Source organism: Pseudoalteromonas sp. JSTW (assembly GCF_013423925.1).
Classification (GTDB): Bacteria; Pseudomonadota; Gammaproteobacteria; order Enterobacterales; family Alteromonadaceae; genus Pseudoalteromonas; species Pseudoalteromonas lipolytica.
The window spans coordinates 1,417,362-1,430,000 of sequence record NZ_CP058972.1 but is presented as its reverse complement, the minus strand read 5'-3'; the positions used below and the strand labels follow the sequence as shown (position 1 = coordinate 1,430,000).

The window sequence follows — 12,639 nt, the reverse complement described above, 5'->3', positions numbered from 1 at the left end:
TCGAAGACTTAAAACCGAAGTTTTACTTAACTCTCTGCTACGTTGTTCAGCGTCTTTCGTTGCTGTCTCCCGTCTCAGTGGGGTCGCATTATAGGGGGATGGATTTTTTACGCAAGCACTTTTCTTACTATTTTTTAATTATTTTTAAATACGTTAGATACCCACTAAGTACCAACATCTTACCCACAAAACCCTGTGGATAACCCTGGTTTTTTAACAGAATTACTAAACTATCCCTCTATGTTGTGGTAAGTTGCGCCGCAGATTTTCCACTCGCTCACAAGGCATGTAAAATGACAGATATTATAAATAGTATAAGTGACCTACTTTGGGGTCACATTCTGGTTTACCTATTAATAGCTGCGGGGCTATTTTTTACTCTTCGACTCGGTTTCATTCAATTCACCCAATTTCCCCATATGATCAAGGTTATGTTTCATAGCCGCCAAGGTTCAGGAGAAGGCATCTCCTCTTTTCAAGCTTTTTGTACTTCTTTAGCAGCTCGCGTTGGTACAGGTAATATGGCGGGTGTAGCAGTTGCACTTTATTTAGGGGGCGCAGGTGCTATTTTTTGGATGTGGTTGATTGCTTTAATTGGTATGGCAACCAGTTTTGCTGAAAGTACACTTGCGCAAGCTTATAAAACGGTCGATGAAGACGGTAACTTTCGAGGTGGTCCTGCTTATTATATGGAATACGGTTTAGGTAAACGTTGGATGGGCGTGATCTTTTCGCTGTGTTTGATCCTTGCCTTCGGCCTTGTATTTAATGCTGTACAATCTAACTCTATCGCTGCAGCGTTTGATGTCGCGTTTGGTATTCCAAAGTATATTGTCGGTATTACGCTTGTGCTTGGTTCGGGCATTATTATTTTTGGTGGTTTAAAGACAATTTCTCGATTCGCAGAGATGGTTGTTCCCTTTATGGCGCTTGCCTACTTACTCGTTGCACTTTATGTCTGTGCAATCAACTATGAATTATTACCTAATGTGTTTATGCATGTAATTAATAGTGCATTTGGACTTGAACAAGCAGGTGCAGGTGCTATTGGTTATGGCGTGATGCAAGCAATGATCCAAGGTATAAAACGTGGTTTGTTCTCAAATGAAGCAGGTATGGGTAGCGCCGCGAATGCTGCTGCAACAGCAACACCTAATCCGCCACACCCAGCTTCACAAGGTTATGTACAAATGCTTGGCGTCTTTGTTGATACCATTATTATATGTACAGCCACAGCGGCTCTTATTTTATTATCTCAACAATTAATCCCAGAATCAGGGGTTACGGGTATTGCACTGACACAAGCAGCACTTGAGGAGCATGTTGGAAGTTGGGGCGCAACCTTTGTTGCAATTGCGATTTTATTCTTTGCATTCACATCGATAGTTGCCAATTACTCATACGCTGAAACAAATCTATTATTTCTAGAACATAACCACGCTGCAGGTATGGTGATCTTCAGATTATTAGTGCTGGGTATGGTAATGTTTGGCGCACTTGGTGAGTTACCTATTGTCTGGACTCTCGCTGATATATCCATGGGCCTTATGGCTATCGTCAACGTTATTGCGTTATTTATGTTGTCAGGTGTCGTAATTTGGCTTGCTAAAGACTACAACACCCAACGTAAAGCGGGCAAGCTACCCACGTTTGATCCGTCACAAAACGAAAAATTAAATCAAACAATACCAAAAGGTGCTTGGCGTAAGTAAGCTTGATAGGTCTTTGCTTAATTTAGTGTCGTATTTTCAGGGAGCTGTTCAGCTCCCTTTTTTGATTCTGCAAGCTTTTCAAAAACCGTGAGTAAGAATGTAACTTGCTGTTCGGTTAACGTTACTTTTAGCTTTTCTGTTAACTGAGCTTTGACTTTTGTTTTAAGGGCTTGCTTTTGTTCTGCCGAAAATAGCGGCTGAGTTTGTTGTTGGTAAGATTGCACTGCCGTGAGCACTTCCACCACCACTTCATTGTCAAAATCAACAAGTGCTGTTTTCGCTTTTTCGAGAGCTTGTTCTGTTTTATCAAATGCCGTTGAGACTTTTTTGACTAACACACTGACTTCATGAATCTTCAGTACGTCATTGATGTTAGACATAATAATCGCAACCGGAATAAGAACAAGCGCAATGGCGAAACATACACCAAACACTGCGCCTACCCAAAACTGATTTAAACCACGTTTAAATTGTTCCATTATCTTTCCTTGATACTTTATGAATAATACCATTCCGCATAAAGGTTAAATCAACTTTATCCATTCCCGATTACACATCTTCATCACTCGCTCCGGTATTGAAATAAAGTGATTCCATGCTTTTGAAACTTCATCAACAATTTCGTCATAACCCGAAAACACTCTATTGGATAAACAGTGTTGTCGTATCCAGCTCCATACTTGCTCTATTGGGTTTAACTCTGGTGAATAAGGAGGGAGCTTTATTAGCGTGAGGTTGTTAAATTCTGCGGCTGTATCGTATGTGTGCCAGCCTGCGCCATCTATTATCACGACAGCATGTCTGCCAACTGGTGTAGCTTGTGATATCTGACTCAGGTGCTGCGTCATTGCTTCTTTATTGACGAATGGGCTTACTAGCGCTTCTGTTTGGCCTGTGGCAGGACATACCGCACCAAATAAATATCCATAGTCAAACTGCTGTTGTTTTACTATCCGTGGCCGAGTGCCTGTTTCAGCCCAAATGCGCGTAGTCGGATTTTGCTGGCCAAATCGTGCTTCGTCCTGAAACCATACGTCGATACGGTCAAGTGGAAGGTGTCCGGGTGTGTGAAGGATCGTTTCCAGTTGGAAGTTTTTTAAAAGCTTCTTGGCTTTTTAATGAGTGTTTAGGGTGTTTCGAACGGCTTGTGATCCAACTAAAGCCAAGCTGCTTGAGTATTTTATAAGTATGATTTAAGTGATAATGAACACCAAATTCAGTGCTAATGTAATGCACAATGTCTTCACCGGTAAGCCGGCCACCTTGAAGTTCTGTGTTCGTGCGTTTTATAAATTCAGACAGTTGCTCAAGTTGTGACTGTTGTAATCTAGATGGACGCCCTTGTATAGGCTTATTGTCTAAGCCATACAGCCCCTGTTCTAGGTAACTAGAAACCCATTTATTAACACTACTTCGTGCTATGTTAAGACGTTTTGCAATATCAGTTCTGCTATTCCCCTCATAAAATAATGACACTGCGAGTAATCGTATGCGTTTTCGTGCATTTGGTTCTTTTCGTGAAAGCGCTAAAAGCTGTTCAGCTATGTTTTGGTTCAATGTTATTAACCGGTGATTTTATATAGCCTATATTAGATCAGATATTTAAGCGGAATGGTATAATACCACTGATAATGTAAGGAAATTTAACGCATACATTAAACAAGTAGCCATACACAAACTATAAAGCTATTTTGGAAATAACAAAACTAATTAGAGTAAATAAGGAAATAGAAATAAATATGAAATAGAGTAGATATAAACTTTGAAGTATAAATGGTGCCCGGGGCCGGACTTGAACCGGCACGTCCTTACGAACGAGGGATTTTAAATCCCTTGTGTCTACCAATTCCACCACCCGGGCATCGGGTCGCTCTAAGAGCATGTGGAGTATTAAATGGAGGCGGAACCCGGAGTCGAACCGAGGTAGACGGATTTGCAATCCGCTGCATGGCCACTCTGCCATTCCGCCTTATCGCTTCCAAATAATTGGAGCGGCACACGAGGCTCGAACTCGTGACCTCAACCTTGGCAAGGTTGCGCTCTACCAACTGAGCTAGTGCCGCAAATTTAGTGTTTTATCCATACAGTTTAAACTAAATAAAGTTTAAATGGTGCCCGGGGCCGGACTTGAACCGGCACGTCCTTACGAACGAGGGATTTTAAATCCCTTGTGTCTACCAATTCCACCACCCGGGCATCGGGTTTGCTATTTAAAGCAAGTGGATAAAGCTAATATGGAGCGGCACACGAGGCTCGAACTCGTGACCTCAACCTTGGCAAGGTTGCGCTCTACCAACTGAGCTAGTGCCGCATCATATTAACTCTAAAGTTAAACTATTTTAAAACTACATTTGGTATTGTAGTTAACCACAAATGGTGCCCGGGGCCGGACTTGAACCGGCACGTCCTTACGAACGAGGGATTTTAAATCCCTTGTGTCTACCAATTCCACCACCCGGGCATCGGGTTGCTCAAAGAGCGTGTGGAGTGTTGAATGGAGGCGGAACCCGGAGTCGAACCGAGGTGGACGGATTTGCAATCCGCTGCATGGCCACTCTGCCATTCCGCCAAATTAGATAATTGGAGCGGCACACGAGGCTCGAACTCGTGACCTCAACCTTGGCAAGGTTGCGCTCTACCAACTGAGCTAGTGCCGCTTTTCTTTATCTTGTGGGCTATGCCCTCTCAACACGGACGCATTCTACAGAGATTATTAAACGCGTCAATATAAAAAATGCGAGTTTTAAACTGTTTGCTTATTTTTTATCTAAAATGGTGTGTAATTATACGTTTAGGATCAATTTTTGGTCAATTCTGACCAAGCAGCAAACAAATATTGCAGCATCGAACTCAATGTTAAGAACGTGGCAATATATAAAAGTCCATAACTTAAATAAATCATCCAGGTATCAAACTGCCAAATAAGTCCGATTATCGCCAACATTTGTGCAGCTGTTTTGAACTTGCCCATATTAGATACAGCAACGTTATCTCGTTTGCCCTGCTCTGCCATCCATTCGCGTAAGGCAGAAATAACTATTTCACGGCTAATGATAACAAGTGCGGGAATCGTCATATATAAATTCTGATAATGACTAGATAATGCCACTAATGCAGCACAGACCATTACTTTATCGGCAACAGGGTCTAAGAATGCACCAAAAGGTGTAGACTGATTTAAACGGCGTGCTAAATAGCCATCAAGAATATCAGTAATTGATGCAAGCCAAAAAACAAACGCGGCCGCGAAAAACGCCCATGAATAAGGTAAATAAAATATCACCAAAAAAATGGGGATAAGAAAAAGTCTAAAGGTTGTGAGTGTGTTTGGAATATTCCACATAACTACTTGGAGATGTCTTTTTTTCTATATTCGCATGAAGGCTACGCCTTGTCATGCAAATGATTAAATATCTTTTCAGCCATTTCAGGGCTGATCCCAGGAACTTGTTTTAGTTGTTCTATATTAGCAGCTTTTACCCCTTGCATGCCCCCTAAATATTTTAATAATGATTGTCGGCGCTTTTGCCCCACACCATTTATTTCTTCAAGTAATGATTGAGTCCGTTGTTTCTGACGCTTATTACGATGTCCTGCAATTGCGAAACGGTGTGATTCATCGCGAATATGTTGGATCAAATGAAGTGCCGGCGCATCTGAATCAAGCGGAATAGTCTTCCTACCGCCGTCAATCAATAAGGTTTCTAAACCGGGCTTACGGCTCGTGCCTTTTGCTACGCCAACTAACAGTGGCATTTTGCTATGGGGCCAATTTTCAAAATATTGCTCAGCACGCGATAATTGCCCCTTACCACCATCAATAAAGATAACATCTGGGATCTTGTCTTCATCAACAACTTTGTTATAACGCTTGTTTAACGCAAACTCCATGGCGGCATAGTCATCACCGCCAGTAATACCCGTCACATTAAAGCGACGATACTCTTTATTATTTGGCCCTTGTGAGTCAAACACGACACAACTTGCTACTGTGTTTTCACCCATTGTATGGCTGATATCAAAACACTCCATGCGATTAATGTCGTCAAGCCGAAGTGTTTCTTTTAATTGCGCATAACGCTTGTTAATTGAGTCTTGCGTGCTTTGTTTTACACTTATGCTGTTAAGCGCATTCTTATTTGCAAGCTTTAAGTATTGCGCTCTCTCACCTCGATTCGCTACTTTCAAGGTGACTTTACGCTCTGAAATTGTGGTAAGCGCATTACTCAATGGCTCACTTTCTTCAATAGCAAACGGCAAAATGATTTCTTTTGCAATTCGCCCTGTTGCACCCGGTGCTAAATAGTATTGCCCTAAGAAGGAGGTGAGAATTTCTTCTTGCCCTGAATCCTTAGGGACTTTAGGAAAATAAGTCTTACTGCCTAATACTTTATGATCGCGGATCATTAATAAATGTACGGCATTTAAACCGTTTAAATGTGCAAAGCCCACCACATCCATTTCAGCATGATTACCTGAAATAGATTGTTGCTCTTGCATTTTTCTAAGCAACAAAATTTGGTCACGTACTTTAGCAGCCAGTTCAAACTTTAGTGCTTTACTGGCCTGTTCCATTTTTGTAATTAAATCGGCAATAACTTCATGTGACTTGCCAAGTAGAAACTTACGAACAAAGTCGACTTCTTGACTGTACTCTTCATCAGATACTTTGTTGACACAAGGTGCAGAACAGCGTTTTAACTGATACTGAAGGCATGGGCGACTTCGTGCACGATAATAGGCATCTTCACATTGACGAACAGGAAAGATTTTTTGCATTAGCCGTAAGCTTTCTGATACCGCACCCGCACTTGGAAAAGGACCGAAGTACTCACCTTTAATTTTGCGACTACCACGATGAAACGCCAAACGGGGATGTTTATGATTTGTCAGTAAAATATACGGATACGATTTGTCATCTCGCAGTAAAATATTATAGCGAGGCTGATATTTTTTTATAAGGTTGTTTTCGAGAAGAAGAGCCTCAGTTTCTGTATTCGTCAGGGTAACTTCAATGCCACAGATATTGCTAACTAATACACGCGTTTTACTGTCTGTTACATTGCTGCGAAAATAACTTGTAACACGCTTTTTGAGGTTCTTTGCCTTACCGACATAAATAACTTGCCCTTCACTATCAAGCATTCGGTATACACCGGGTTCGCTTGATAGTGTTTTAAGAAAACGGGCGGAATCGAAATCAGACATTGAGCAAATTAATGCGAGCTATCAATGTCGATCATTTTATGACGTATCGCCAAATGGGTTAACTCAACATCGCCACCCACATTTAGCTTTTCAAACATACGATAGCGATAGCTATTGACTGTTTTAGAGCTGAGGTTTAAACGCTCTGCGATATCTTGTGCTTTTTCACCTTTGGTGATCATAAGCATAATTTGCAGTTCACGCTCAGATAAACTTTGGAAAGGGTTTTCATCAGTACGACCGCTAACTTGCGCAAGAGCAATCTGCTGGGCAATTTCAGGCGCAATATAACGCTGACCCGCATTAACAGCACGAATGGCATTAACCATTTCATCAGACCCAGCCCCTTTGGTTAGATAACCATGGGCACCAATTTGCATTACTTTACTTGGGAATGGATCTTCACAATGTACAGTAAGCACAATAATTTTCACATCAGGGCAGTAACGACAAATTTTCTTCGTCGCTTCTAAGCCGCCAATACCTGGCATATTCATGTCCATTAACACGATATCAGGTGAGTTTTGACGGCAAAATTGCACCGCTTCTTCACCTGTTTTAGCTTCACCCACCACTTTAAAACCACGAACATCATCAAGTATACGTCTGATCCCTGTCCGTACAAGCTCATGGTCATCAACTAAAAGTACATTAATCAATGGAACACCCTCAAATAACCCAAATATATGCTTTTGCACTATTTAATGTGCCACATTAGCACAGAAGAAGTGAAACGATAAATCAAAATATCGTTTCACTCGTTAATTTTACGCTGCGGCTTTCTCGCTAAAGCGATCAACCCACAACGCAATGATACCATCGCCTGTTACATTACAGGCAGTACCAAAACTGTCTTGCGCTAAATAAAGGGCAATCATTAATGCCACTGCACCTTCATTAAAACCAAGCATACTTGTTAACAAGCCTAACGCAGACATCACTGCACCACCTGGTGCACCCGGTGCTGCAATCATTACAACGCCTAACATCATAATAAATGGCAACATACCAAACAATGACGGCACATCCATATTAGGTGATAAAAACATGACAGCCATCGCACAGGTAACGATTGTAATCGTCGAACCTGATAAATGAATGGTTGCACATAGAGGCACAGTAAAGTTTGCAACATCTTCTTTTACATTGTTGGCTTTACTAGAGCGTAACGAAACTGGAATCGTCGCCGCGCTCGACATTGTACCTAAAGCAGTAAAATAAGCTGGCAGCATATTTTTTACAAGCTCTAATGGGTTACGCTTTAATAATAAACCAGTTGTTACATATAAAACGGTTAGCCATAACCAATGCATTATAAGTGCGGCAAGTAACACAATACCGAAGGTTTGAAGGGTATCAACAACGGTACCAGCCACTGTCATTTCAGCAAACACACCAGCAATATAAAATGGTAATGCTGGAATAATTACTTTCGCCAACAAGCCATCAATAACATCGCGACCTTGATCTGACACTTTCTTTAAAGTATCCAGCTGCAACTGGCTCATACCAATACCAAACACAAATGCGGTTGCAAGCGCGGTCATCACACCCATTAACGGCGGAATTTCTAGATCAATAAAGCTACCCACTTCTGTGGCAACTTCAGCTTCAAATGTTAAGCCACCATCAAATAATGGGATCATGGCACTCACGAGTAAAAATGCCAATGTGCCAGCAATGATGGTAGAGCCATAGGCAAAGCCAACTGTTTTGCCAAGTAAGTGGCCCGAGCCTTTTGGCAAACCAGCAATACCTGATGCAATAAAAAATAAAATAATCAGCGGAATCGTAAAGGTGATCAACTGACCAATAATTTCTTTTGCTGTATAAAGGAGTTCAACACCCGTTAGTGGCACATACAAGCCCACTAAAATACCGGCAACAATACCGGCAATTAATTTAAGAATTAACTTCATAACGATCACTTCTTTTTTTTGGTGGTAACCTTTTACCACGTTTTGATTTACTTTTGTTATAAAACAGCCAAATTTGTGTTTGATTGCCTAATTTACCACCACGATTATCCTGAATCTAATTTGAACGTAAATATATGCACCCTATCGCGTTGCATTTGTTAACAAACTCGTAAATTAATAACATGCGCGCAGTTTTGAATACCAAAAATAGTACTTATGTATAAATCAATTTTAAGTGTGGCCCTTTTGTGTACGCCTTTTACAAGCTTGGCGACTAGCCTACCCATTCAACTTCCATTTATTGCTGAATCTGCAACAGTTGATGGTCAACTGGATGAACCTAGTTGGCAGCAAGCCAGAAAAATAGTAATCGATAATGTCACTTGGCCTTACGAGAATGCTAAGAGCCCAGTTACTACCTTTGCCTATGTCTATGAAGATGGCGAAACCTTATACATAGGTTTTGAAGCAAACGATCCGAACCCTGAACTTATTCGCGCTTTTTACCGTGACCGTGATGCTGCATGGAATGATGACCTAGTCGGCCTAAAAATAGATTCATATAATAATTCGCAGCTTGCTTATCAATTTTTTATTAATCCATTAGGTGTGCAACAAGACTCCATTGAAAACGAGCTTACAAAACATGAAAGCTCTTCATGGGATGGTATTTGGGATAGCGAAGGCGTTATTCATGACCGTGGTTATACCGTTGAAGTGGCTATTCCACTTCGCGTACTTAACTTCGATGACAGCATTAAAACCAAAACCATGGCTATGGAGTTTGTCAGATTCTTACCACGCAGCGAACGTTTGCGTATTTCTAATATGAAAATTGACCACGGCAATAACTGCTGGATTTGCCAAATGCCAAGCTATCAAGGTTTTGAAGAAGCCAAACAAGGGAATAACGTGGCCGTGATCCCCTCTATTGTATTAGGCAAAAATGAAACCCGAGAGATAGAGAATGCTCATATTGATGAATGGGAAAGTGAAAACACCACCGAAGCAAGCTTAGATTTGAAATGGGGTATAACACCCGATATCACATTAAATGCCACTATTAATCCTGACTTTTCACAAGTTGAGGCCGATGTAGCGCAGTTAAGTGTTAACAACAACTTTAGCTTGTTCTTTCCTGAAAAGCGGGCATTTTTTCTTGATAATGCAGACTACTTTGCTTCAACACTCAATTTAATCCACACCCGTAATATTGCTCAACCTGATTACGGCACAAAAATAACGGGTAGCAAAAATGGTCATACTTTCGCAGGCTTTATAGCCAACGACAATCAAACCAATGTGCTGATCCCTGGCAACTTGGGCTCGTCGCTTGTCTCTCTTGACAGTAAAAGTGAGAACGGTGCTTTGCGCTATCGATACGATTTTGAATCAGGTTTGTCATTAGGCTCAACAGCCACACACCGTCAAAGTGATGACTACAAAAACACGGTGTACAGCATCGACAGCAAATATAAACCAACGGTGAACGACACGTTTCTCGTACAAGTCCTGAAGTCGGAAACTCAGTACAGTCAAACATTTATCGATGAGCTTTGCGATGGCAATAACTGCACACAGCCAGAACAAGTGACATGTGAAATCAATCGCGACTGTGATTATAACGAAGGAGTTTTACGGGTACTCAACCAACAGGAGCAATCAGGGAACGGTTACTTTGTAAAATACCAACACGACGAAAAATATTGGCGTGCGTTTGCAGACTATAATTACCGCGATGCCGACTTACGCGCTGATTTAGGTTTTATTTCACAAGTTGATTTTAAAAAATTTACCACCGGTGGTGAATACCGCTGGTATGGCGATAAAGGTAATTGGTGGAATCGAGCTAACCTTTATGCCGATTGGGATATTACACATAACGAGAATAACGAACTACTTGAGAAGGAAGCGCAGTCAAGTTTTTCAGTCAGTGGCCCATTACAAAGCTTCTTTGAGTTATCAGTTGAACATCGAAACCGCAGAGGGCTTCGTCATGACAAGTCACGACTAGACATAGATGACAACACGGATCTATTTAGCGAAAACGGCATTGGCTTTTACAGTGACTTTAAGCCACAGGCAGGTTTGTTTGCCTCTCTATATATGTATACCGGAAATGCTGTCGATTTAGCGAATAACCGTGTTGGTGAAAAGCTGCATATTCGTCCTGTTCTAAATATGAACTTAGGTAAGCACTTTGAAGTACGATTACGTCATACATACGAACAACTAGAAGCTGATGGTAGCGATGTTTTCACTGCTAATTTAAGCGATGTACGTTTGACTTACCAATTTAACGTCAATAGCTTTTTACGTCTCGCTGTAATTTACACAGACCTAGAGCGCAATCAAGCTAACTATCAAGACGACGTAGACAGCCAATACAAAAAGCTCGCCACACAATTACTGTATTCATACAAATTGAACCCACAAACAGTCTTTTTTGCTGGCTATTCTGATAATGGCTACCAAGATGATGAACTGTCATCAATCACCCAAGAACAACGAACCTTATTTGCTAAGTTCAGCTACGCTTGGTTATTGTAGACTCATTAAGGGCACTCAAACGAAGTGCCCTTTTTTCCTTTAGTTTTAAAGCTTATTCCTAAATGCTATAAGCCTATTCGCTATATGTTATAGCCAAACTTTACTTTCGTTTTTTATTAGGCGAAGTAAAGTGTGACTATTACAGATCGATAGCCTAAGCTATTTGATCCCGATTGAATAAATTGCTTCCAAGGGAACATTATGTCTAACATTTTTGAAGATAATTCATTAACGATTGGTAACACACCAATTGTAAAGCTTAACCGCGTTACCACAGGTAATGTGTTTGCTAAAGTAGAATCACGTAACCCGAGCTTCAGTGTTAAATGCCGTATCGGCGCTTCAATGATCTGGGAAGCTGAAAAGTCTGGCGTTTTAACAAAAGACAAAGAGTTAATTGAACCTACATCTGGTAATACGGGTATTGCATTAGCATTCGTAGCCGCTTCTCGTGGTTACAAATTAACTCTGACTATGCCAAATACAATGAGCTTAGAACGTCGTAAGCTATTAAAAGCATTGGGTGCAAACCTTGTGTTAACCGATGGTGCTAAGGGGATGAATGGCGCAATTGAAAAAGCGAAAGAAATTCAAGCGAGCGAGCCTGAAAAGTACATTCTTTTACAACAATTTGAAAATCCAGCCAACCCTAAAATCCACTTTGAAACCACGGGCCCTGAAATCTATGATGCAATGGATGGAAAAATCGATATTTTCGTAGCTGGTGTAGGCACGGGCGGTACAATCACTGGCGTGAGTCGTTACCTTAAGCTTGAAAAAGGCCTAAATGTGCAATCTGTTGCTGTTGAGCCAACAAACTCACCTGTTATCAGCCAAACGCTTGCTGGTGAAGAAATCAAACCAGGTCCTCATAAAATTCAAGGTATCGGAGCCGGCTTCATCCCGGGCAACTTAGATTTAGAAGTTGTCGATTCAGCGGAACAAGTATCAAATGAAGATGCGATTGCAATGGCACATGAATTGATGAAAAACGAAGGGATTTTAGTCGGGATTTCTTCTGGTGCAGCGGTTGTTGCAGCTAAACGTTTAGCTGAAAAACCAGAAAATGCAGGCAAAAATGTTGTCGTTATTTTACCAAGTGCAACAGAGCGTTACTTATCTAGCCCATTGTTTGCAGAAGAGTTTAGCGACAAAGAATTAGTACAGTAATCACACACTCAAAATCAAAAAAAAGGATGCATGTGCATCCTTTTTTATTACATAAAATTCAATATTATCCAATAAATTTA

The 12,639-nt window shown here is 41.0% G+C and carries 9 protein-coding genes and 8 tRNA genes; 3 read left to right on the top strand and 14 right to left on the bottom strand.

The annotated features are described in order from the left end of the window. Nucleotides 1-293: 293 nt before the first annotated feature. Nucleotides 294-1,712 (top strand): sodium:alanine symporter family protein, encoded by a 1,419-nt coding sequence (locus GZH31_RS06635; RefSeq protein ID WP_180311504.1) that lies wholly within the window; start codon nt 294-296, stop codon nt 1,710-1,712. Between the two features lie 17 nt (nt 1,713-1,729). Here the strand turns inward: GZH31_RS06635 and GZH31_RS06630 are convergent, their stop codons facing one another. The 14 genes from GZH31_RS06630 to GZH31_RS06565 all read right to left on the bottom strand — a co-directional run bounded on the left by GZH31_RS06630 (nt 1,730) and on the right by GZH31_RS06565 (nt 8,839). Further along, the gene (locus GZH31_RS06630) at nt 1,730-2,191 is read right to left on the bottom strand and encodes a hypothetical protein (protein WP_180311503.1); all 462 of its coding nucleotides are present in this window, start codon (nt 2,189-2,191) and stop codon (nt 1,730-1,732) included. Between the two features lie 45 nt (nt 2,192-2,236). Further along, nucleotides 2,237-3,257 (bottom strand): IS630 family transposase gene (locus tag GZH31_RS06625; RefSeq protein ID WP_374027195.1). Its coding sequence is split into 2 segments (ribosomal slippage): nt 2,237-2,803 and nt 2,805-3,257, totalling 1,020 coding nucleotides; the frame shifts between segments, so codons are not numbered across the junction. A 229-nt stretch (nt 3,258-3,486) separates the two neighbouring features. Further along, nucleotides 3,487-3,573, bottom strand: a tRNA-Leu gene (locus tag GZH31_RS06620). A gap of 34 nt (nt 3,574-3,607) precedes the next feature. Beyond that, nucleotides 3,608-3,681: transfer RNA gene (locus GZH31_RS06615), tRNA-Cys, on the bottom strand. Between the two features lie 18 nt (nt 3,682-3,699). Further along, nucleotides 3,700-3,775: transfer RNA gene (locus tag GZH31_RS06610), tRNA-Gly, on the bottom strand. Between the two features lie 46 nt (nt 3,776-3,821). Further along, nucleotides 3,822-3,908, bottom strand: a tRNA-Leu gene (locus GZH31_RS06605). Nucleotides 3,909-3,947: 39 nt separating this feature from the next. Beyond that, nucleotides 3,948-4,023 (bottom strand) — tRNA-Gly (locus tag GZH31_RS06600). Nucleotides 4,024-4,086: 63 nt separating this feature from the next. Next, nucleotides 4,087-4,173: transfer RNA gene (locus tag GZH31_RS06595), tRNA-Leu, on the bottom strand. Nucleotides 4,174-4,207: 34 nt separating this feature from the next. Beyond that, a tRNA-Cys gene (locus GZH31_RS06590) sits at nt 4,208-4,281 on the bottom strand. A 12-nt stretch (nt 4,282-4,293) separates the two neighbouring features. Then, nucleotides 4,294-4,369: transfer RNA gene (locus GZH31_RS06585), tRNA-Gly, on the bottom strand. Nucleotides 4,370-4,509: 140 nt separating this feature from the next. After that, entirely contained in the window at nt 4,510-5,055 is a 546-nt protein-coding gene (gene pgsA / locus GZH31_RS06580; RefSeq protein WP_036969313.1) for a CDP-diacylglycerol--glycerol-3-phosphate 3-phosphatidyltransferase, read from the bottom strand. A 41-nt stretch (nt 5,056-5,096) separates the two neighbouring features. Then, on the bottom strand, nt 5,097-6,920 hold the full coding sequence (uvrC, locus tag GZH31_RS06575) for an excinuclease ABC subunit UvrC (protein WP_074989866.1): 1,824 nt from the start codon (nt 6,918-6,920) through the stop codon (nt 5,097-5,099). An 8-nt stretch (nt 6,921-6,928) separates the two neighbouring features. Next, on the bottom strand, nt 6,929-7,579 hold the full coding sequence (gene uvrY / locus GZH31_RS06570) for a UvrY/SirA/GacA family response regulator transcription factor (RefSeq protein WP_036971600.1): 651 nt from the start codon (nt 7,577-7,579) through the stop codon (nt 6,929-6,931). Nucleotides 7,580-7,687: 108 nt separating this feature from the next. After that, the gene (locus GZH31_RS06565) at nt 7,688-8,839 is read right to left on the bottom strand and encodes a dicarboxylate/amino acid:cation symporter (protein WP_036971603.1); all 1,152 of its coding nucleotides are present in this window, start codon (nt 8,837-8,839) and stop codon (nt 7,688-7,690) included. A 216-nt stretch (nt 8,840-9,055) separates the two neighbouring features. On the opposite strand from GZH31_RS06565, the gene GZH31_RS06560 reads away from it, so the two are divergent. Together GZH31_RS06560 and cysK are read left to right on the top strand one after the other, a co-directional pair. Beyond that, nucleotides 9,056-11,389, top strand: coding sequence for a carbohydrate binding family 9 domain-containing protein (locus tag GZH31_RS06560; protein WP_180311502.1), 2,334 nt, complete (start codon nt 9,056-9,058; stop codon nt 11,387-11,389). A 201-nt stretch (nt 11,390-11,590) separates the two neighbouring features. Then, nucleotides 11,591-12,559, top strand: a complete 969-nt coding sequence (cysK, locus tag GZH31_RS06555) for a cysteine synthase A (RefSeq protein WP_036969317.1) — start codon at nt 11,591-11,593, stop codon at nt 12,557-12,559. Nucleotides 12,560-12,639: the final 80 nt, after the last annotated feature.

Coding starts and splice junctions, on each gene's coding strand:
- GZH31_RS06635 (WP_180311504.1), top strand. CDS start 294: ATGACAGATATTATAAATAGTATAAGTGACCTACTTTGGGGTCACATT.
- GZH31_RS06630 (WP_180311503.1), bottom strand. CDS start 2,191: ATGGAACAATTTAAACGTGGTTTAAATCAGTTTTGGGTAGGCGCAGTG.
- pgsA (WP_036969313.1), bottom strand. CDS start 5,055: ATGTGGAATATTCCAAACACACTCACAACCTTTAGACTTTTTCTTATC.
- uvrC (WP_074989866.1), bottom strand. CDS start 6,920: ATGTCTGATTTCGATTCCGCCCGTTTTCTTAAAACACTATCAAGCGAA.
- GZH31_RS06565 (WP_036971603.1), bottom strand. CDS start 8,839: ATGAAGTTAATTCTTAAATTAATTGCCGGTATTGTTGCCGGTATTTTA.
- GZH31_RS06560 (WP_180311502.1), top strand. CDS start 9,056: ATGTATAAATCAATTTTAAGTGTGGCCCTTTTGTGTACGCCTTTTACA.
- cysK (WP_036969317.1), top strand. CDS start 11,591: ATGTCTAACATTTTTGAAGATAATTCATTAACGATTGGTAACACACCA.